The 20,441-nt window shown below is 38.0% G+C and carries 20 protein-coding genes and 1 riboswitch; of the genes, 8 read left to right on the top strand and 12 right to left on the bottom strand.

From position 1 onward, the window contains the following. Positions 1–64: 64 nt before the first annotated feature. A complete protein-coding gene (gene ssb / locus AADH04_RS00150; protein WP_434778230.1) occupies positions 65–547 on the bottom strand; it encodes a single-stranded DNA-binding protein in 483 nt (160 codons plus the stop codon). Beyond that, entirely contained in the window at positions 544–1,935 is a 1,392-nt protein-coding gene (locus tag AADH04_RS00145) for an MFS transporter (protein ID WP_434778229.1), read from the bottom strand. Before AADH04_RS00145 ends, ssb begins: the two co-directional genes overlap by 4 nt. Before the next feature lie 403 nt (positions 1,936–2,338). Here AADH04_RS00145 and AADH04_RS00140 point away from each other — a divergent pair, with 403 nt between their 5' ends. Then, positions 2,339–4,870 (top strand): EndoU domain-containing protein, encoded by a 2,532-nt coding sequence (locus AADH04_RS00140; protein WP_434778228.1) that lies wholly within the window; start codon positions 2,339–2,341, stop codon positions 4,868–4,870. A gap of 24 nt (positions 4,871–4,894) precedes the next feature. Continuing rightward, positions 4,895–5,314 (top strand): hypothetical protein, encoded by a 420-nt coding sequence (locus tag AADH04_RS00135; protein ID WP_434778227.1) that lies wholly within the window; start codon positions 4,895–4,897, stop codon positions 5,312–5,314. A 138-nt stretch (positions 5,315–5,452) separates the two neighbouring features. On the opposite strand, the gene gap is transcribed toward AADH04_RS00135, so the two are convergent. The 5 genes from gap to queF form a co-directional block, all read right to left on the bottom strand. Next, positions 5,453–6,490, bottom strand: a complete 1,038-nt coding sequence (gene gap, locus AADH04_RS00130; protein WP_434778226.1) for a type I glyceraldehyde-3-phosphate dehydrogenase — start codon at positions 6,488–6,490, stop codon at positions 5,453–5,455. Between the two features lie 76 nt (positions 6,491–6,566). After that, positions 6,567–8,546, bottom strand: coding sequence for a transketolase (tkt, locus tag AADH04_RS00125; protein ID WP_434778225.1), 1,980 nt, complete (start codon positions 8,544–8,546; stop codon positions 6,567–6,569). Positions 8,547–8,814: 268 nt separating this feature from the next. Then, positions 8,815–9,489, bottom strand: a complete 675-nt coding sequence (locus AADH04_RS00120; protein ID WP_434778224.1) for a 7-cyano-7-deazaguanine/7-aminomethyl-7-deazaguanine transporter — start codon at positions 9,487–9,489, stop codon at positions 8,815–8,817. A gap of 45 nt (positions 9,490–9,534) precedes the next feature. Further along, positions 9,535–10,194: a 7-cyano-7-deazaguanine synthase QueC gene (gene queC, locus AADH04_RS00115; protein ID WP_434778223.1), complete on the bottom strand. Its 660-nt coding sequence runs from the start codon at positions 10,192–10,194 to the stop codon at positions 9,535–9,537. A gap of 10 nt (positions 10,195–10,204) precedes the next feature. Then, positions 10,205–10,693, bottom strand: a complete 489-nt coding sequence (gene queF / locus AADH04_RS00110; protein WP_434778222.1) for a preQ(1) synthase — start codon at positions 10,691–10,693, stop codon at positions 10,205–10,207. Between the two features lie 4 nt (positions 10,694–10,697). Then, positions 10,698–10,742: riboswitch (PreQ1 riboswitch) on the bottom strand. 292 nt (positions 10,743–11,034) lie between these two features. On the opposite strand from queF, the gene AADH04_RS00105 reads away from it, so the two are divergent. The 5 genes from AADH04_RS00105 (at position 11,035) to moaA (ending at position 16,719) form a co-directional block, all read left to right on the top strand. Then, positions 11,035–11,487: a peroxiredoxin gene (locus AADH04_RS00105; protein ID WP_434778221.1), complete on the top strand. Its 453-nt coding sequence runs from the start codon at positions 11,035–11,037 to the stop codon at positions 11,485–11,487. A gap of 192 nt (positions 11,488–11,679) precedes the next feature. Beyond that, complete coding sequence (locus AADH04_RS00100) at positions 11,680–12,432, top strand: gamma-glutamyl-gamma-aminobutyrate hydrolase family protein (protein ID WP_434778220.1); 753 nt, start codon at positions 11,680–11,682, stop codon at positions 12,430–12,432. Between the two features lie 35 nt (positions 12,433–12,467). After that, positions 12,468–13,802, top strand: a complete 1,335-nt coding sequence (locus tag AADH04_RS00095) for a glutamine synthetase family protein (protein WP_434778219.1) — start codon at positions 12,468–12,470, stop codon at positions 13,800–13,802. 41 nt (positions 13,803–13,843) lie between these two features. Further along, on the top strand, positions 13,844–15,559 hold the full coding sequence (locus AADH04_RS00090; protein WP_434778218.1) for an aspartate aminotransferase family protein: 1,716 nt from the start codon (positions 13,844–13,846) through the stop codon (positions 15,557–15,559). A 185-nt stretch (positions 15,560–15,744) separates the two neighbouring features. Further along, positions 15,745–16,719 carry a GTP 3',8-cyclase MoaA gene (moaA, locus tag AADH04_RS00085; RefSeq protein WP_434778217.1) on the top strand — a complete coding sequence of 325 codons (975 nt, stop codon included), beginning with the start codon at positions 15,745–15,747 and terminating at the stop codon, positions 16,717–16,719. On the opposite strand, the gene mog is transcribed toward moaA, so the two are convergent. Genes mog through AADH04_RS00060 form a run of 5 tightly spaced genes read right to left on the bottom strand, consistent with a single transcriptional unit; the run spans position 16,716 to position 19,839 of the window. Continuing rightward, entirely contained in the window at positions 16,716–17,285 is a 570-nt protein-coding gene (gene mog / locus AADH04_RS00080) for a molybdopterin adenylyltransferase (RefSeq protein ID WP_434778216.1), read from the bottom strand. The genes moaA and mog overlap by 4 nt on opposite strands. After that, positions 17,273–18,490 (bottom strand): molybdopterin molybdotransferase MoeA, encoded by a 1,218-nt coding sequence (locus tag AADH04_RS00075; RefSeq protein ID WP_434778215.1) that lies wholly within the window; start codon positions 18,488–18,490, stop codon positions 17,273–17,275. Before AADH04_RS00075 ends, mog begins: the two co-directional genes overlap by 13 nt. Positions 18,491–18,500: 10 nt before the next feature. After that, a complete protein-coding gene (gene mobA, locus AADH04_RS00070) occupies positions 18,501–19,094 on the bottom strand; it encodes a molybdenum cofactor guanylyltransferase MobA (RefSeq protein WP_434778214.1) in 594 nt (197 codons plus the stop codon). After that, positions 19,091–19,552, bottom strand: coding sequence for a molybdenum cofactor biosynthesis protein MoaE (locus tag AADH04_RS00065; protein WP_434778213.1), 462 nt, complete (start codon positions 19,550–19,552; stop codon positions 19,091–19,093). The genes mobA and AADH04_RS00065 overlap by 4 nt, the downstream gene beginning before the upstream one ends. Before the next feature lie 2 nt (positions 19,553–19,554). After that, positions 19,555–19,839 (bottom strand): MoaD/ThiS family protein, encoded by a 285-nt coding sequence (locus AADH04_RS00060; protein ID WP_434778212.1) that lies wholly within the window; start codon positions 19,837–19,839, stop codon positions 19,555–19,557. A gap of 110 nt (positions 19,840–19,949) precedes the next feature. Between AADH04_RS00060 and moaC the strand changes: the two genes are divergently transcribed. Continuing rightward, a complete protein-coding gene (gene moaC, locus AADH04_RS00055; protein ID WP_434778211.1) occupies positions 19,950–20,438 on the top strand; it encodes a cyclic pyranopterin monophosphate synthase MoaC in 489 nt (162 codons plus the stop codon). Positions 20,439–20,441 lie beyond the last annotated feature (3 nt).

Below are 20,441 nucleotides of genomic sequence, written 5' to 3'. Positions count from 1 at the left end.
TAAGGGGGAAAGCGAAAAAAAAGCCTGTTATGATACAGGCTTTTTTTTCTGTTGTTTTTGTGTATTAAAATGGAATATCGTCATCAAAATCGTCCACTACAGGCGCAGCAGGTTTAGGTTCCATTTTTCTTGGTGCAGGAGGAGGTGAGGCAGGTTGGGCTGCTTGTTGTTGAGCAGGCGCATAATCATTGTCCATCATTGGTGCACTGCCGCTGTCGTTTCTGCCCCCAACCATTTTCATTTCGTTGCCAACAATTTCGTAAGCCGTGCGTTCAATACCGTCTTTACCTTGGTATTTACGTGATTGGATTCTGCCCTCAATATAAATAGAGCTGCCTTTTTTTAGGTATTGGCCCGCAATTTCAGCAAGACGACGATAAAGAACAATATTATGCCATTCTGTTCTGGTAACACGTTCCCCGTTTTTATCTTTCCAGTTTTCACTGGTGGCAATGGAGAAGTTGGCAACAGCTTCTCCATTTGGCATATAGCGCACCTCTGGGTCGCGGCCAAGGTTTCCTAGTAAAATGACTTTATTGACGCTCATTTAGGCTCTCCTGAAAGTATTTGCTCGATCTGATCTGTGATTAAGTCAGCATCTTCTTGCGTAATTTTTAAATATAAGGTCTGATTGTCTTCACTAAAAGCAATTTCTAAAATCCCGCTTTGTTGGGTTAGTAAGGCAGTTAATGATTGGGAGTGATTTTGCCATATTTTACTTAAACTGAACATGATATTTTTAGCCGCAGGTGGTTTTGCTGCTGTTATGGCAAGAATCAGCCAAATAATCATTAAAATGCTACAAAAAGTAAAAATACCTAAAAAACTGAAATGAGCAAAAATAAGCCCACCACCAGCACCTCCAGCAAATAGCCCTAAGGATTGAGCGGTATTGTATACCCCCATAGCGGTTCCTTTGGCTTGAGTCGGGGCAATTTTGGAAATGAGTGAGGGCAAAGTGGCCTCTAATATATTGAAGGCTATAAAATAGATCACAAGGCTGCTACACACCAAAACAAAATGATCAAGACTAAAAGCCAGACAAAGTTGGGCGATGACCATTAAGGCAATGGAGAAAACAAAAACTTGTTTGAGCTTTTGTTTTTTTTCTCCATAAATAATAGCAGGGATCATAAACACGAATCCAGCAATAACAATGGGTAGATATAAATGGGCGTGTTCTGTTTTGGGTAGTCCTAATTTAACCAAGGCAATTGGCAGAACCATAAATAAAGACATTTGAGCCGTATGTAAGGCAAAAATACCAAAGTTTAAACGTAAAAGTTGAGCATCTTTTAATACGATTGGTAAAAAACTGGTTTTGGCTTGGGTATCATCGTGGATTTTTAATTCTTGTGGATTGGGTACCAAAAAATGAATGGCCACAATAGCAACTAAACTGAGTATACCTGTTAACGTAAAAATACCTTTTACGCCGATTATATGATCTAAAACAGGGCCAAGAACCAAACTTGCTGCGAAAGTAATGCCTATGCTTATGCCAATCATGGCCATAGCACGAGTACGTACTTGTTCTCGGGTTAAGTCTGCCAGTAAAGCTGTGATGGCAGCAGAAACAGCTCCTGCTCCTTGTACTGCACGGGCAAAGGCTAATAGATAAATATTGTCTGCATAACTGGCCAAAAAACTGCCTAACGCAAAGATTAATAGTCCTATGTAAATGATTTTTTTTCGACCCCATTTATCTGAAGCCATACCCAAAGGTAATTGGAGTATGGCTTGTGTGAGGCCATAAGCACCACCCATAGCAAAACCTACCCAAGCTTTATTGTCTCCGCCTACCAGTGTGGGTGCATACAAAGCAAAAACAGGGATAATTAAAAACATACCGAGCATTCTTAAAGCATAAACTGCTGCTAAAGCAATGCTGGTTTGAAGCTCCTTTGCATTCATGTTGGCATGGTGTGTGGACATTGTAGACCTGTTGTTTTTATGAGGTTAATTAAAATCAAAAAATAATAAAAATCACATTATGATTTGTTTCTTATTTGTTGATGCTTAGATGAATTTGTTTATGATTGTTTTTTTACCTAAATTCAATAGAGCAAATTTTGCCTGCTTTTTTGCCATAATTGTTAAAAATCCCAATTGGTAATGTATAAGCCATATCTAAAAGATTATACCAGAAATTAATTAATACTAATGATGTCCAACAAGATAACCTATCTTAAAATACACTAAATATATTTTAATTTAATCAAAAGATAATAGTATGGTTTATTGAAATAATTTGAAATATAGGTTGATTGCTTACAGTTCTTTAATATAATATAATTGGCATGTATTTATTAATTAATCATAAAATGATTATGATATAATGGATCGTCCCCAAATAGAAGTAGACTTAGAGATATTGCAGCAGCAACGACAGCTTCGTGAACAAGAAGAGCTGCAACGTATTGCTCAGGAGCTGCCTGAGGCTACTGAAGACGTTCAACAAAAGTTACAACAAGATAACCCTCTTAAAAATTATCATCCCGAACAACAAAAACAGCTTACCGAAGCATTGGCTATAGAAATCGCTCGTTCTCCTACAGGGCAAAAGATAGAAGGCAATATCACCATCAGCAATGGCAGCCTAATAGCTTTTTTGGATAAAGGCACTCCAGCTCATGTCGATATTCAAAAAGTATTGGCACAACATCAGCCAGAATTGCCAGATGGACAACAAAAAACCATTAACCCAGAGCGACAAAAGCAGATTGATGAATTACTGAACCTATTTAACGTTGATAACCAGCTTAAAGATCACTTTAGCCCCAAACAACAAGCACTATTAAAAGAAGCGATGGTCAAACAGCTTGATGAGCATGCAGGCGATCCGCCTAAATTAATGGCTTTAAGTTACGATCCTAAAAAACAAGATTTATACTTTGTTACTGCACGTAATGAGCAGCAGCATATTAATCCGAGCCAATACCTAGAACAATTTAAAGAAGAACTGCAAGCAGAACGTCCCCCTTTATATAAAGAACGAGAAAATCAGATTACCCAGTTATTACGCCAAGATCATGGCATAGATAATCAGTTGCTCACAGGTTTTACTCGAGAGGATTATCCACCTTTAGCCAAAGCGATTGCTCGAAGTGTACACCAACATACAGGCACCCCACCTTCTATTGAACATTTAGACATCACAGCAAAACACATTAAAATAGAATTAAATGATGGTTATCGATTAACACTAGATCCACAAGCCATATTGGATGGTAAAAGTGCTGAAGAATATCTTCAAAAAGAACGCATTCCCGTTATCGCGCAAAGAGGCGAAACAGGAGAAAGTTTAGCCAAAAAACTTGACCCAACAGATCATCAAGCCGCATACGGTTATTTGTTGGCGTCAAAACAGGTTCATTTAATTAAGGGAGATGATGGTCATGTCATTCCCAATATCAGACCTGATAAGGCCTATCATTACGACCCTCATGAATACACAGAAGCACAAAAGCAGCAGTACCGAAAAGTCGCTGGAGAGGGTATCGCTACAGAAGCAAAAATGAATCAACAAATAGATATGGCTAGAGCAGAACAGGCCAGACGAGAAAAAGAAGAGCAGCAGTTAAACGTTCAAAAACAAACTGAACAAAATAATTTGGCCAGAGGATCCATGAGTGAAGATCCCTATTATCAAAAGCTACGTCAAGAACAAAAGCTAGACCCCTTTAGCTATTCCAGACACTATAAAGCCAAAGATAATGAAGTCGTTTTAGGGATGTTAGGGAGTGTGAACCTAAATAAACTACCTCTTCCAGAACCAGTGAAACACTGGGGGGTAGAACTTTATCAAGCTACAGAACAAAAAATACTGAAGCAAAAAGCAGCATTTGAAACAGGGCTGAATATGCTCACAGGTATGGGCAGTAGAATGGCCGCTGGTGTGACTTCCATTCCTGCTGCGGCTGTTTATGGTACAGAAGGCGCAGTAGCCATACAAAAAGACATACAAGAGCGTTATACCTATACCCCAAGTGCCAGCACCCAAGAAATCATCCAGAAGAACATAGGTCAGCCATTAGCACCGTATTTAAGACAATTAGAACAGGGTATAGAATCCGTCAGACAAAGCAATATTGATACTTATGGTTTAGCTGGTACAGCACTGTTGTTTGGTTCAGCAGAAGCCTTAAGTGAGTTTGTGCCCATAAAAGGTGGTAAGCAGCTGACAAAACTGTTTAAAGTAGGTGGTGATGATACCCTCACAGCCATCACAAAGAATGCGATCAAAGTAGGAGAGATCAGCAACATCAAGCATGCTGATAGTGGGCTGAGTTTTAATATAAAGGGGTATGCACCACAAAGTGGATATGCAAAACAACCGCAGCTTAAGATATCTGCTATTGAATCAAAAGTTGATGATATGGTGTTGCAGAAGGGGGTGAATGGGAAGATTGAGGTTGAGAAACATAGAGGACTTAATTCTATAATTACACCAGAAATGGAAAAGAAAATTCTTTGGGGGCAGAGAAAAAATCCTAATAAAAATGATGTTGTTGGAGGACATTCGTCTAGTATAAATAACAGACATCCTAACTATGCTGTAGAAGAAGCACAGATTAATTTTGATGGTACAAAAAATATTAAATTTACTACACAATTTTCTGATGGTAATTTATCTAGAATTAAATCGAGCACACTATTTCCTGATGGTTGGACTGATGCCGAGATTATTGATTCTATCTATATAGTTGGTAATTCGGAACCTATTGGACAACGAATTGTAGAGGGGCTAACGCTCCATAGAGGTAAAGTAAATGGTGTGGAAATTGATGTTATAAAAAAAGAAAATGAAATAATCGCAGGCTATCCAGTGGGAGGAAGACCAACACCGGGATTTGAACCTATTAAATAAACTTAGAAGAAAGAATACACTTATATGTTTGAAAAATTTGATAGTTATTTGTTTGATTTTCTTGATGAAAATTCGTCAGAGGATTTTTGGTATGATTATGCTTTTATGCAAGCTCAAGAATTGTTAGCTAATTTTACCGATGAAGACTGGGAAAAATTAGCTTATAACTTAAAAGATAAAAGCGATGTCTATAAAATCAGATTGGTATATTGTATAGATGAAGATAATGGGATGAATGGGTTTAATTTATTATTAGATTTACTTAATGAGAATAATAAGGTGGTTGAATATGTAATAGATTCTCTACGTTCTTTTAATAGTGAAAGGTATAAAAAATTGATTAACTCTAATAAGCAAATCAAAGATAAAGTAGAGGCGTTACTAAAAAATGCTAGTTTACCTATTAAAATGATTTTAGAAGCATTTTTAAAACAAAATAAATAATAATATAATATTACTTGGCGTTTAATTTATTAAATAAAGTGAGCAAAATAAAAGACGTTTATTTTTAAAATAAACGTCTTTTTATTTAAGAAGGTGATTTAAATAAATCCAATATCTTCTTGAGTGATCTAATGTTGGTTACAGTTGTTCTGGGTAGGGTAACACTTCTAGGCCAAATAAAGTACGTGCAGTATTCAACATTTGACAGCTAAAGCCCCATTCATTGTCATACCATGATAAAACTTTAACCATATTGCCATTTGATACTTTAGTAATGGTTGCGTCAAAAATAGAAGCAGTGGTGGTATGATTAAAGTCCATTGAGACTAATGGTAGGGTATTGAAACCCAACACACCTTTTAACTCACCTTCTGATGCAGTTTTAAGGATTTGGTTGACCTCTTCTACAGAAGTATTTCTGCCTGCTTCAAATGTTAAATCAACTAAAGAGACATTAATTGTAGGTACACGAACGGAAAAGCCATCTAATTTACCATTTAATTCAGGTAAAACCAGACCAATTGCTTTGGCGGCTCCTGTTTTGGTTGGAATCAGGTTTTCAACAGCACTTCTAGCACGACGCAGGTCTTTATGACGAACATCAGTTAATACTTGATCATTGGTGAAAGCATGAATGGTGGTCATTAATCCTTTTACTAAACCAAGTTGTTCGTGCAAAGGTTTGACAACGGGTGCAAGACAGTTGGTTGTGCAAGAGGCATTGGAAATAACGGTCATCTCTTGGGTTAAAATATGATGGTTTACGCCGTAAACAATGGTTGCGTCTACATCTTCTTGCCCTGGGGCTGAAATCAGTACTTTTTTTGCGCCAGCTTTTATGTGTGCCTGACATTTTTCTTTACTGGTAAAAGCACCTGTGCATTCAAAGACTAAATCTACATCTAACTCTTTCCAAGGCAACTCTTCTGGGTTGCGTGTTGAAAAGAAGGGAATGCTATTACCATTGATGATTAAATTCTTTTCATCATGTTCTACTTGAGCGTTAAAACGACCATGTACGGTATCAAATTTGGTTAGGTGGGCATTAGTGGCTAAATCCCCTGATGCATTAACGGCAACCACATCAAATTGATGGGTGAGGTTGTATTCGTAAATGGCGCGTAATACTTGGCGACCAATACGACCATATCCATTAATGGCAACTTTAATACTCATGACTATTTCCTCTTTATAAGTAATGAATGGTGTTAAGTTAATAAGGCTACCTGTTTAGATAGCCTTTGTATTATGTTTATAAAACAGCTTTTACTGCCGAAACGATATTTTGCGTTGTTAAGCCGAATTCTTTAAACAGCTGGTCAGCAGGCGCTGATTCACCAAAATGATCCAGCCCAATAACCATACCTTCTAAACCAACGTATTTGCGCCAAAAGTCAGTCACACCAGCCTCAACAGCAACACGAGGCAAGCCTTTAGGTAAGACACTTTGTTGATAGTTTTTATCTTGGCGATCAAATAGATTGGTTGAAGGCATAGACACAACATTCACATCAATGTTTTCTTCAGCTAATAATTTTTGTGCTTCTAGTGCAAGATGTATTTCAGAACCTGTTGCTAAAATAACTGCTTTAGGTGCTTTTGTTGCAACTAGGGTATAGCCACCTTTTTGAATGTTATTGACTTGTTCCTTTGTTCTGGTCACAAAAGGAAGGTTTTGGCGGCTAAACAGTAAGCAGCTTGGATGATCCGTTGCTTTTATTGCACTGCTCCATGAAACAAGAGACTCTACCGTGTCACATGGTCGCCATACTGCCATATTGGGGATCATTCTTAAAGTAGCAGTTTGTTCTATAGGTTGATGGGTTGGCCCATCTTCACCCACACCGATTGAATCATGTGTGAATACAAAAATGGCATTTGTTTTCATTAACGCTGCCATACGTAAGGCATTACGTGCATATTCACTAAACATTAAAAAGGTAGAGCCAAATGGGCGTACACCGCCATGTACAGTCATGCCATTAACAATGGCACACATGGCAAATTCACGTACGCCATAATGGATGTAATTGCCACCTTCGCCAGCGGTGACTGAAACGGCGTTTTTCCAGTCAGTTAAGTTAGATGGTGTTAAATCAGCAGAGCCACCAACTAATTCTGGTAAAATTTCAGCAAGTATTTCAATTGCATTTTGACTGGCTTTTCGGGTGGCAATATTTTCTGCTTTTCCTTCAAATGCAGTTAGCGCTGCTTCGATGTGCTGGTCAAAATGTTCAGGTAATTGGTTTTGTGTACGGCGTAAAAATTCAGCCGCTTTTTCAGGATAAGCTGTTTGGTAAGCCGCAAATTGCTCATTCCACTTTGCTTCTAATGCTTCTCCTGCTTCTTTAGCATCAAATGCCTGATAAATCTCTGCTGGAATAGAAAAAGGAGGGTAGGACCAACCACAAGCTGCTCGAGAAGCTTCTATTTCATCATTGCCTAGTGGGCTACCGTGGGTTTTGTGGCTACCAGCTTTATTGGCAGAACCTTGCCCAATAATAGTTTTACAGCAGATAATGGTTGGCTTGGTTGTTTGGCTTTTCGCCTCAGCAATGGCTTGGCTAATGGCGCTTGTATCATGCCCATTAACATTGGACACAACGTGCCAGCCATATGCTTCAAAACGTTCAGGGATGTTTTCTGTAAACCAACCGTCTACTTTTCCGTCAATAGAAATACCATTGTCGTCGTATAAAACAATCAGTTTTCCTAGGCCTAATGTGCCTGCTAAAGAAGCTGCTTCATGAGAAATACCTTCCATTAGGCAACCATCACCTAAAAATACATAAGTATGGTGATCGACAATATTATATTGTTCTTGGTTAAATTCTTTTGCTAAAAGTTGTTCGGCTAATGCAAAACCAACAGCATTGGCTAATCCTTGCCCTAATGGGCCTGTTGTGGTTTCCACACCATCAGTGTAACCATATTCTGGATGACCAGGTGTTTTGCTGTGTAATTGTCTAAATTGTTTTAAGTCATCTATGCTTAAGTTGTAACCAGTTAAATGCAGCATGCTGTATAACAACATGGAGGCGTGTCCATTTGATAAGACAAAACGATCACGATTGACAAATTTTGGATTATTGGGGTTATGTTTTAAAAACTGAGTCCAAAGAACTTCTGCCATTTCGGCCATGCCCATTGGGGCACCAGGATGACCAGAGTTTGCTTGTTGAACTGCGTCCATGGAAAGAAAACGAATGGCGTTTGCCAATTGAGAAGCCATAATGTGCCTTATAATTTACCTGAAAAAAACGCAAAAACCCTTTAGTCGAGTCTGCTTATCATTAAAGACCTAAATTATGCCTTTTTATGCATGTTTCTTCAAGGAGGGAAATGGGAAAATGGTCTTTTTCTGTTACCTTTGCCTATACTATTTTTTAGGGTGTTGCTTTAATGTGTTTGTTTGGCTAAATTGGTTTTTAAATGATTAAAAGCTGTCATATAGCTGTTTTAAATAGCCCCTTGAGGATGGTTAAGGGGCTTTATTGATTTTACTGTGGACTAACCGATAAATGTTTTTGGTGGGCTTTTAAAGTAGTTAAACGTTTTAATAAGTATTTAAGGATGACACCATATAAGGGTAAGAAAAACAAAGCACAAATTAAAATTTTGAACAGGTAATCCACCAGTGCAATTTCAGGCCAATGTCCCGCCATAAATTCATCAGAACTTTTATAAAAGGCGATACTGAAAAAAGCCAACGTATCAACAGCATTACCAAAAATAGCGGCGGTGGCAGGTGCAATCCACCAGGTTTTTAGTTGGCGTAAATAATTGAACACATAAATATCCATCAATTGCCCAATTAAGTAAGCGGTAAAGCTGGCTAAAGCAATTCGACCAACAAATAAATTGAATTGTTGCATGCTCTCTAGACCTGCCCAATGGCCATTAAAAAATAAGACTGAAATATAATAAGAGATCAAAAGAGCTGGCATCATCACCACAAAAATAATTTTTCTGGCTAAAGATGCACCGAATACTCTAATGGTTAAATCAGTGGTCAGAAAAATAAAAGGAAAAGTAAAGGCACCCCATGTGGTATGGAAACCAAAAATAGTGAAGGGAATTTGCACCAGATAGTTGCTTGATGCAATCACTAAAATATGAAAAAAAGAGAGCCAAAGTAAAGCTTTGCGTTTTTGTTGAGAACTAAATTCAAACATAATAATAAAATCCTTTTTCTTTTAGGGGTTAGGGAACCCAATAGATTAAAACGATGAAGCAGAAGCCAAATATTCTTGTAAACCTTTGTCTCTGAGTAGACAACTAGGGCATTCGTGACAACCGCCTACTACACCAAGGTAACAAGTATGAGTCTTTTGTTTGATGTACTCTAAATAACCTAACTTGTCAGCCAATTGCCATGTTTGGGCTTTGGTTAGGTACATTAAAGGGGTTTTAATCTGGAAATTGTAATCCATCGCCAGATTCATGGTGACATTCATAGATTTAATGAAAATATCACGACAATCTGGGTAGCCACTAAAATCGGTTTCACACACCCCTATAATGATGTCTTGTATGCCTTGTCGTTTGGCATAACTGCCCGCTAATAATAAAAATAAGGCATTGCGTCCATCTACAAAAGTGTTTGGGTATGCACCGTTTTGTATAATAGCCGCTTGATCATCCATTAAAGCATTTTGGGTCACATCCTTGATCATGCTGGTATCTAATATGGTGTGTTTGATTTTAAAGTCTTGTGCGATTAAAGAAGCTTGTTGTAATTCAATATGATGACGTTGCCCATAATGAAAACTAATGGCTTCTACATTTGCTTGCCCATATGTTTTGATGGCTTGAATCAGGCAAGTTGTCGAATCTTGCCCACCAGAAAAAATAACGAGTGCTTTTGAGGAGGTATTCATTTTATATTGATTAACGATTATCTATTTTTTCGGGATATAAGTCGTGGTTTGCTAGCCTATTGCATGCAATGTTTTCCCACGGCGTATTTTTTTGTCCATAATTGGCATATGGGTCAATAGAAATACCGCCTCTAGGGGTAAATTTACCCCAAACTTCTATATATTTCGGATCCATAAGGTGAATTAAGTCTTTCATGATGATGTTGATGCAGTCTTCATGAAAGTCCCCATGGTTTCTAAAACTAAATAGATACAGTTTGAGTGATTTACTCTCAACCATTTTTATATTGGGTACATAAGCAATATAAATGCTGGCAAAGTCAGGTTGACCTGTAATGGGACAGAGGCTGGTAAATTCAGGACAATTAAATTTAACAAAATAGTCGTTATCAGGGTGTTTGTTTTGAAATGTTTCCAGAATATGTGGAGCATAATCAGTGGGGTATTGAGTCGCCTGATTACCCAATTGGGTAATACCAGCTAACTGGTCGTTTGACATATAAAGTTCCTTAGTTTTTTTGCGTGGGAGGATTACGAACCACGTAATAATAGAAATGAAACAGCGTATTATACGGACTATTTCAATAAATAACAAAAATGTATTTCTTACGAGAATACAATGGTATGTCATTTGTTTGTTCAGAAGAAACTTAGGTGAATAAACAATTCAAGAGTAGATAGTCGGTTTTTTGTTATTGGTTTTAATGAAGCATTTAATCTGCATTGTTTTAAGTAAGATGTGGCTTAATTTTCATTAAAAAATAGAGTATAGTACTTTGGTACATACCATTTTTAATCATAATAACATTAGAAAATACTCAAACTCAGTAGGAGCACATAATGACTCAAGTTCAATTTACTTTACCTTCAACCAGTGATTTATCTTTTACATTAACAGAACATTTGCCTTGTGTGGTTTATTTTTATCCTAAAGATAACACACCAGGTTGCACAAACGAATCCATTGCCTTTAGAGATCATTTTCAAGCCTTTTCTGACTTGGGCGTGACAATCGTTGGTATTTCCCGTGATGGTCTTAAATCACATGAAAATTTTAAAGCAAAATTTAATTTACCATTTGAATTATTATCTGATACAGATGAAACGGTTTGTAAACAATTTGATGTCATGAAAATGAAAAATTTATACGGTAAACAGGTGATGGGGGTAGAACGCAGTACCTTTTTTATTGATGCTTCTGCTCAAATTGCTTTACAGTGGAGAAAAGTTAAGGTTGATGGTCATGTTGAAGAGGTGTTTAAAGCAGTTTCAGATTTGTTGAAAACATCTTAAAAATACGTTTAAATTAAATGAATAAAGGGCATTGCGATAAGTTAAATATGGGGTTATATTTATTTTTAATAAACGTACTTGTCAAATGTTTATAACCCTGTATTATACTGTTATTAAAGAATAATAATAAAAAATAGCTTTTTGGTTTAATAAAAAATAAAAAATGGTTTACACATTAATTGAGGAACATTTATGTCAAAACGTCCTGTTATTGGGATTCCTTGTGATGTAAGACGAATAGGGCTATTCAATTTTCATGCAGTAGCAGATAAGTACATTCATGCGGTACAACAAAGTGTTGGGGATGTAGTGCTGTTGCCTTCTTTGGGAAGTTTAGATACTTTAAAACGGTTAATGCAAAATATAGATGGTGTTTTTTTAACGGGCTCGCCTTCAAATGTCGAGCCTGAGCATTATCTAGGGGTACAAAGTAGAGAGGGTACTTGGCATGATCCACTACGTGATGCAACAACCTTACCATTGATTCCTTTTTTGATTGAACAAGGTATGCCTTTGTTTGGTGTATGCAGAGGGTTTCAGGAAATGAATGTCGCTTTAGGTGGAAGCTTACATCAGCACGTTCAAGAAATCGATGGCATGATGGATCACCGTGATGCAGATGTAGATGATGTTTCTATCAATTATCAAGATGTTCATGAGGTGTTTCTTCCATCAGATAGCCTGCTTTATTCTTGGTTAAAAACAGAGCGAATTATGGTGAATTCTTTGCATCAGCAAGGAATTAAAGACTTGGCTTCGGGATTGGCTATTGAAGCGAAAGCACCCGATGGTTTAATTGAAGCTTTTCGGGTAACAGCAGCAAAAACATTTGCTTATGCTGTGCAATGGCATCCAGAATGGCTATTTAATGAAAAACCCGCCTCTATTGCATTATTTAAAGCTTTTAAAGAAGCTTGTGAGGCGCGTATGTGTAGTAGGCAGTAAATTAAATCATAATAAAACAGAGACTAGAGGTGATCATGTACACACAAATTTTTGATTGGATGAGGGAACATCGTATTACTGAGGTTGAATGTATCGTGCCTGATATTACAGGTGTAGCTAGGGGAAAAATTATCCCACGGGATAAGTTTGAGTCTGAACCCGAAATGCGTTTGCCAGAGGTCGTACTGATTCAAACAGTAACAGGAGATTACCCAGATGACTCTATTTTGGATTTAACTGATCCAGATATGGAGTTAAAGCCAGATGTGAATTCTTTACGTTTTGTTCCTTGGGCAGTGGATCCAACAGCACAACTGATTTTTGATTGTTTCACGCCAGATGGCGCAACGGTCGAGACCGCACCCAGAACAGTATTGAGAAAAGTATTGGCATTGTATGAAGAATTAGGTTGGGAGCCTATTGTTGCGCCAGAAATGGAATTTTATCTGATTTCGCCTAATCCCGACCCCGATGTACCATTACAGCCCCCAATCGGTCGAACAGGGCGAGCAGAGTTTGGCCCTAGATCTTATGCCATTGATGCTGTCAATGAGTTTGATCCTTTATTTGAAGATATTTATGATTATTCTCATGCACAGAACTTAGAAGTTGATACCTTGATTCATGAAATTGGTACCGCGCAAATGGAGATCAATTTTTTACATGGTAACGCTATGGATTTAGCTGATCAGGTGTTTTTGTTTAAAAGAACGGTAAGGGAAGCTGCTTTTAGACACAATATGTATGCTACTTTTATGGCTAAACCTATTGAAGGGCAACCTGGTAGTGCCATGCACATACATCAGAGCATCGTTGATAAGGAAACCCGAAAAAATTTATTCAGTAATGAAGATGGTTCTGCTTCTGAGTTATTTTTTCATTTTATTGCAGGGTTACAAAAATACTTACCTCAAACCATGCCCTTTTTTGCCCCTTATGTAAATTCATATCGCCGTTTATCTCGTTACACTGCCGCGCCAACTAATGTAGAGTGGGGTTATGATAATCGAACAGTTGGTTTGCGTGTTCCACGTTCTAGTGCAGCAGGGCGGCGAGTAGAAAATCGTTTGGCAGGAGTAGATGCCAATCCATACATTGCATTGGCTTGTTCTCTAGCTTGTGGTTATTTAGGAATAAAAGAAAAATTACAACCAACAGCCCCCCTTGCCACCAATGCATATGAATTGCCCTATCAGTTCCCAACGACCAGTGAACAAGCAATAGATTTACTAAAAAATTGTGAAGAGATTCATGAAATATTAGGCAAACGTTTTGTTGAAATGTATATTGGGGTAAAAGAAAAAGAAATTGCCGAATATTTTAGGGTGATTAGCCCATGGGAACGTAAATTTTTGCTGTTACATGTTTAACTAAAATAAAGTAAATATCTACATGATCAAAGGAGTCCATTATGGCAAAAAAAGAAACAATGAAACAAATTGATGCAAAGCACCATTTACATCCTTTTTCGAATAATCAGGCTCTGGCAAAAGAGGGTGTGAGGGTGATTGTTAAAGGTAAAGGTATTTACCTTTGGGATGCAGATGGCAATAAAATTATTGATGCAATGGCAGGGTTATGGTGTGTGAATGTTGGTTATGGGCAAAAGAAACTGGCTAAAGTTGCTCAAAAACAAATGGAAACACTGCCTTATTACAATACTTTTTTTAAAACCACTCACCCTGCAGTCATTAAATTAACACAAACACTCTTTGATGGCATTTTGCCAAAAGGGTTTAATCATGTTTTTTATACCAATTCAGGATCAGAATCAATTGATACAATGATTCGTATGGTTCGTCATTATTGGGCCAGTGTGGGCAAGCCAGAAAAACAAGTATTGATTGGTCGTTGGAACGGTTATCATGGTTCAACTTTAGCTGGTGCCAGTATGGGCGGCATGAAGGGGATGCATAAACAAGGCGGTTTGGTGCCAAATATTGCTCATATCGATCAGCCATGGTGGTATGGTTTGGGGGGCAGTTTATCGGCTGATGAGTTTGGTTTAAAAGCAGCTTCATGGCTTGAAGAAAAAATTCTTGAAATTGGTGCTGATAAAGTTGCTGCTTTTGTGGGTGAGCCTATTCAAGGTGCTGGTGGCGTTATTATTCCACCTAAAACCTATTGGCCGAAAATTCAGGAAATATGTAAAAAATACAATATATTATTGGTCGCAGATGAAGTCATTTGCGGATTTGGGCGGACAGGTAAGTGGTTTGGCCATCAGACAATGGGTTTTACGCCTGATGTTTTTACCACAGCAAAAGGCCTTTCTTCTGGTTATCAACCGATTGGTGCCGTGTTTTTTAACGATAAAGTAGCAAAAGGCATTTTAAAAGGTGGGGAGTTGGAACATGGCTTTACTTACTCTGGCCACCCAGTTGCCGCTGCCGTTGCTCAGGCAAATTTGGAAATGATTCGTGATGGTATTTTAGATAAAGTACAAGCTAAAACTGCGGCTTATTTCCAAAAACGTTGGCGCGATGTTTTTTCTCAATTTAGCTTTGTTGATGATGTGCGTGGTGTGGGTATGGTGGCTGGTTTTACTTTAGTTAAAGATAAAAGAACCAGAACCTTGTTTGAAAATACGGGCGAAGTAGGGTTAATGTGTCGAGATATTTTCTTCCGTAATAATTTGATTATGCGTGCATGTGGTGATCATATTGTGTGTTCGCCTCCTTTGGTGATTACACGATCTGAAATCGACAAATTATTGGCTGTAGCAGAAAAAAGTTTATTTGAGTTAGAAGAAAAACTGCAAACTAAACTTGCGTTAGAGAAAAAAAATTCAACTGTTAAAAAAGCGCCGGCAAAACGGGTTTCTGCTGCCACTAAAATTGCCGCAACCAAGGCAAGCACTGTAGCTAAAAAACCAATTACACGTAAAGCGACAACAACTGCTGCAGTGAAGTCAACTGCTTCTACAAGGGGACGCGCCTTAGCAAAAACAACGACTGCCGCTAAGTCAACGACACCAACAGCTCGGCGTACACCAGCAAAATCAGCTGCAACAGCGACTAAATCAGCAACAGCCACAACTCGGCGTACGGCAACAAAAACAGTTGCTGCCAAAGTAGGGGCACAAAAAAAGGTTGATTCGACAACGACGCAGGCAGACAATAGCTAAACTTTGTTTGATTTCATAAAAAGCACATCTTAATCAGGTGTGCTTTTTTATTTAATGGTGTTGATGTTGCTGCGAAACAAGCACTGTATATAAATAAGTAGCCTTTATCCTACTAATGGCTTAGTTTCAAAATGCTAGGATTGGCATACAATGTGATTCATAACTTATTAATCATGAAAAAGAAAATGTTAATAGATAACTTTGGGCGAACAATAGATTATGTAAGGGTATCGGTAACAGACCGATGTGATTTACGGTGTAGTTATTGTATTCCTAAAGGATTCAAAGGTTTTGAAGAACCTAAAAACTGGCTAACGTTTGATGAAATTGAACGGGTCGTTGCTGCCTTTGCTCGTTTGGGTACGCATCATTTTCGGTTAACAGGTGGTGAACCATTATTGCGTAGAAATTTGCCGCAATTGGTTCAACGTTTATCTGATTTACCCAATGTACAAGATTTGTCTTTAACAACGAATGCAACACAATTGGCGCGCCATGCTAAAGCTTTGAGAGAAGCAGGATTAAATCGGTTAAATGTCAGTTTAGATTCTTTACGCAAAGAATGTGTGGAACAAATTACAGGTAGTGATAATCTTGAACAAGTACTCAAAGGTTTGTCTTCAGCAAAAGAAGCTGGGTTTAATAAAATCAAAATCAATATGGTGCCTTTAGCTGGTGTGAATCAAAGCGATATTGAACAAATGGTACAATTTTGTATTGAACATGATTTTGTCTTACGCTTGATTGAAGTTATGCCAATGGGTGTTACGGGGCAAAGCAATCAATATGTTAACTTACAAGGTATTATTGATGATTTGCAACAGAAATTTGCTTTAATTGAGTCAGATGTGGTTTTGGGTAATGGCCCTGCGCGATATTGGCAAACGGATAATGGTGGATTTTCTTTAGGGCTGATTACACCTATGTCTCAACATTTTTGTGCCACATGTAACCGTGTTCGGCTTTCTGTCGATGGCACTTTATACATGTGTTTGGGGCAAGATAACAGCTTTTCTTTACGTCCATTGCTAAGAGATCAATGCTCAGATCAAGAGTTGGAAGAGGCCATTCGTTATGCCATGACTTTAAAACCAGAAGCGCATAACTTTTTAGAGCAGCCTAAGAAAATTATGCGCATCATGTCTATGACGGGGGGTTAGTGCTGTTTGGGTCTGAAGCTTTCTGAAATGCCATTATGGGTTTCGATATAAGGCCCTCCTATTGCATCAATACATAAAGGCACTGCTGCAAAAATACCATGTACAACAACTTTGTTGTTTTCATCCCGTACACCACCTAATGTTTCTTTAATGGCATTTGGGCGTCCTGGTAAATTCAAAATCAAACAACTGTTTCTTGTGACACCGACTTGGCGAGATAAAATCGCGGTTGGCACATAATGTAAACTGATTTGACGCATTTGTTCACCAAAACCAGGAATCACCCTGTGTGCAACGGCTAATGTGGCCTCAGGAGTGACATCTCTTGGGTAAGGTCCTGTTCCGCCAGTTGTGAGGATTAAGGTACAATGCTTGTTATCTGCTAGGTCTATTAGGGTTTGTTCAATTAAATCCTGTTCATCAGGAATTAAGTGCTCATATAATTCTATAGGGTTAACTAAGGCACTTTGTAGCCATTCTTTAAGAGCAGGTAACCCTTTATCTGGATAAACACCTGTACTTGCTCGATCACTAATTGACACAATACCAATTTTTATTGTTTCCATCTTGAGGACACCTCATCAGTTAAAGGGTAAACAGTTAGTGTGTCACCAGATTTAACCAATTGTTCTGGTGGCACATCAATTAATACGTTGGCCTTTACACACGCTGAAAGCATTGCTGAGCCTTGGTTAGGTAATGCCTCAACACAAAATTCATTATTTTGAATACTGAGTATTCCTCGTAGAAAAACTCTTCTATTTTGCGTTTTTTGAACATCAAATAATGCTTTTGCCTGTATGGCTTGTGGATAAGCCTGTTGTCTATTATAACCTGATATTTTGCGTAAAGCAGGCAGAACCAGTTGATGAAAAGTGACAAAAGTTGCCACAGGATTGCCAGGCAACATAAATACTTTGGTTTGCTCAATATTGCCCCAGGCAAAGGGTTTACCAGGCTTTATAGCTAATTTCCACAAAGTCAGTTCCCCTATGCTCAGTAAAGCTGCTTTTAGATGGTCTTCTTCTCCAACAGAAACGCCACCAGAGGTGATGATAACATCAGCGTTTTGAGAGGCATTTTTTAACGCCAGAGCAATACTTTGTTGATTATCAGGCAAAATACCACCATCTGCGACTTGAAAACCCAATTGCTGTAGCCATGCTAAGACTAGATAACGATTGGCATCATATATTTTTCCATCGCTAAGAGCTTGTGTTGGGTTCAATAACTCATTGCCACTGGAAAATACGGTAATGCGTAAAGGGCTATAAATGGGTAAAGTAGCATAACCTTGACTGGCTGCTAAAGCAATTGCCGCTGGCACTAAAGCTTGTCCCGCTTCAAGTAAAACAGAGCCCTTTGATAATTCTTCTGCACAATAGCGGATATTTTGTCCCGCTTTGATGGTTGGGGTTTGGCAAAATAATTGGGTTTCTTCTTGATGTGTGTCTTCTTGAGCCAGAACGGCTGTTGCACCTTTAGGTAAAGGTGCCCCTGTAAAAATACGGACGGCCTGACCATTTTTTAATTCAATTTTTTGTGCACTATCGCCTGCGGCAATACGATCAATAATTTGCCAGTTTTTATTTTCTTCACCACAAATAGCATAACCATCCATGGCACTATTGTCGAATAAAGGTGTGTTGTGTTGCACATAAATATCTTGTGCCAATAATAGGCCATGCGCTTTTTCTATTGGTATTTGTGTTATGTCTGTATGAGGCAATTGATCGATTAAATTGTCTAAAGCTTGATAATAATCTAGCATAATTTAACACCTATTCGTTATTGAGCTGAGCTAATGTTTTATTGTGATTGATATTCATAAATTCAGCTTCGTTTTCAAAAAAAACGGCTGTATACGGTTTACTATGTAACCATGATTTTAAGCTACGTTGTCCACTACATAAGTGATCATATAAGCTGTTGTAAACAGATTTTTTGAATAAAAAAATACTGGGATGAATCATTTGTTCGGTCTTTGCATAAGCAAAACAGGTCTCATCTTGAGTATAAAGTGCCTGATGTAATTTAGGAATCAAATTTTCAGGTAAAAACGGGGTATCACAAGGAACAACAACAATGGTTTTTAGCTCATCTGGGAAGTGTTTAATGCTGCTTTGTATCCCCGCCAAAGGGCCTTGTTTGGCCCAAGTTAAGTCATCAGAAAAAATAGGGAAACCAAACTGCTGATATTGGTTGATATCTTGATTGGCACTGATGGCAATATAGGTACTATACGGCTTTACTTTAGCCAAAACATGAGCAATTAAAGGCTCTCCTTGCAATAGGGTTAAGCCTTTATTTTGATAATTCATTCGGCTACCTAAACCGCCCGATAAAATGAGGGTGCCGATAGTATCTTTGTTCACGGTGTGTCCCAGCGTTTTTTTGCTTGTGTATCACTTGCCTTTGCTTCAACCCATTTATCTTGACCATTAACAAAGCATTCTTTTTTCCAAAAAGGGGCTTCTGTTTTAAGAAAGTCCATAATAAATTCATTTGCGGCAAAGGCATCTTTACGATGTGCTGCTGCTGTGATGATTAAGACAATTGGCTCTCCTACCGATAAATGGCCAACACGATGGATGATATGGCATAATTTAATGGCCCAACGCTCTTTTGCTAAATTAATGATACGTTGTATTTCTTTTTCGGTGACTTCGGGGTAATGCTCTAGATATAACTGGCTTAAATCCTTTTGCCCATCTTTACCTCGAACCATACCTTGAAAAATCACCAGTGCGCCACAGTCTTGCTCTTGTGTGTTTAGTTTTTGTTCTTCTTGTGCTAAAGAAAATGGCTCAGTTTGAATGATTACATTAAACATTATTAGCCTCCTGTGACAGGAGGCAAAATGGCAACGGTTGCTCCACTTTTTAATTCAATTGGTTCAATGATGATTTCGTGATCGACTGCGATTCTAAAAATATTGTTTTCTGATAAAACAGAAGCCCATTCAGGGCTTCTGTTTCGTAGTAAAACAAGTAAATCGTCAGTATTGCCATGATGCCATTGTATCTCTTCTTGGGAGAGGCCTAGAGCTTCTTTTAACATACCAAAATAGATTAAATGAATCATATCAAAACTTTCTTTTGTATAGGTCAGGTGAATCATAAACAAAATCTTGTTGAAAACGTATCCCCCATTTGGTTGATTGTATATAATCAATTCAGGTGTTATGGTTTGATTATGTATCATTATTCTATTGAAAAAGGTTTTAAATCATGAGTCATTCACCTTTGACCCATTTTAATGAGGCAGGTCAGGCACATATGGTCGATGTCTCTGCAAAATCAGAAACAAAACGGCTGGCAACTGCAATTGGCTCAATCAGTATGTCTTCTGAGGCATTTGAATCGTTGGGGTTTAATGCCAGTAAAAAAGGTGATGTCTTAGGCATTGCACGTATTGCTGCTATTCAGGGAACGAAACAAACTGCTGCTATTATCCCTTTATGCCATCCTTTGGCCTTAACCCATGTTGATGTTGTTTTTCAGTTAGACGAAGTATTGCATCAGGTACATATAGAGGTGACAACAGAAACAGTTGGCCGAACAGGTGTCGAAATGGAGGCTTTATCTGGTGTAATGGCTGGTTTGTTAACAGTATACGATATGCTAAAAGCCGTGGATAAGGGAATGTGTATTCATGGTGTGACCTTATTGAAAAAAGAAGGTGGTAAAAGTGGCTTATGGGAAAAACCCAATTATTAAACA

Source organism: Neisseria sp. Ec49-e6-T10 (assembly GCF_051132615.1).
Classification (GTDB): Bacteria; Pseudomonadota; Gammaproteobacteria; order Burkholderiales; family Neisseriaceae.
The sequence above is the reverse complement of the archived record's forward strand: the minus strand, read 5'-3'. Positions and strand labels throughout refer to the sequence as shown.

Excerpts from the sequence above, each read along its gene's own strand:
- ssb (WP_434778230.1), bottom strand. The coding sequence starts at position 547 with ATGAGCGTCAATAAAGTCATTTTACTAGGAAACCTTGGCCGCGACCCA.
- AADH04_RS00145 (WP_434778229.1), bottom strand. The coding sequence starts at position 1,935 with ATGTCCACACACCATGCCAACATGAATGCAAAGGAGCTTCAAACCAGC.
- AADH04_RS00140 (WP_434778228.1), top strand. The coding sequence starts at position 2,339 with ATGGATCGTCCCCAAATAGAAGTAGACTTAGAGATATTGCAGCAGCAA.
- AADH04_RS00135 (WP_434778227.1), top strand. The coding sequence starts at position 4,895 with ATGTTTGAAAAATTTGATAGTTATTTGTTTGATTTTCTTGATGAAAAT.
- gap (WP_434778226.1), bottom strand. The coding sequence starts at position 6,490 with ATGAGTATTAAAGTTGCCATTAATGGATATGGTCGTATTGGTCGCCAA.
- tkt (WP_434778225.1), bottom strand. The coding sequence starts at position 8,546 with ATGGCTTCTCAATTGGCAAACGCCATTCGTTTTCTTTCCATGGACGCA.
- AADH04_RS00120 (WP_434778224.1), bottom strand. The coding sequence starts at position 9,489 with ATGTTTGAATTTAGTTCTCAACAAAAACGCAAAGCTTTACTTTGGCTC.
- queC (WP_434778223.1), bottom strand. The coding sequence starts at position 10,194 with ATGAATACCTCCTCAAAAGCACTCGTTATTTTTTCTGGTGGGCAAGAT.
- queF (WP_434778222.1), bottom strand. The coding sequence starts at position 10,693 with ATGTCAAACGACCAGTTAGCTGGTATTACCCAATTGGGTAATCAGGCG.
- AADH04_RS00105 (WP_434778221.1), top strand. The coding sequence starts at position 11,035 with ATGACTCAAGTTCAATTTACTTTACCTTCAACCAGTGATTTATCTTTT.
- AADH04_RS00100 (WP_434778220.1), top strand. The coding sequence starts at position 11,680 with ATGTCAAAACGTCCTGTTATTGGGATTCCTTGTGATGTAAGACGAATA.
- AADH04_RS00095 (WP_434778219.1), top strand. The coding sequence starts at position 12,468 with ATGTACACACAAATTTTTGATTGGATGAGGGAACATCGTATTACTGAG.
- AADH04_RS00090 (WP_434778218.1), top strand. The coding sequence starts at position 13,844 with ATGGCAAAAAAAGAAACAATGAAACAAATTGATGCAAAGCACCATTTA.
- moaA (WP_434778217.1), top strand. The coding sequence starts at position 15,745 with ATGTTAATAGATAACTTTGGGCGAACAATAGATTATGTAAGGGTATCG.
- mog (WP_434778216.1), bottom strand. The coding sequence starts at position 17,285 with ATGGAAACAATAAAAATTGGTATTGTGTCAATTAGTGATCGAGCAAGT.
- AADH04_RS00075 (WP_434778215.1), bottom strand. The coding sequence starts at position 18,490 with ATGCTAGATTATTATCAAGCTTTAGACAATTTAATCGATCAATTGCCT.
- AADH04_RS00065 (WP_434778213.1), bottom strand. The coding sequence starts at position 19,552 with ATGTTTAATGTAATCATTCAAACTGAGCCATTTTCTTTAGCACAAGAA.
- AADH04_RS00060 (WP_434778212.1), bottom strand. The coding sequence starts at position 19,839 with ATGATTCACCTGACCTATACAAAAGAAAGTTTTGATATGATTCATTTA.
- moaC (WP_434778211.1), top strand. The coding sequence starts at position 19,950 with ATGAGTCATTCACCTTTGACCCATTTTAATGAGGCAGGTCAGGCACAT.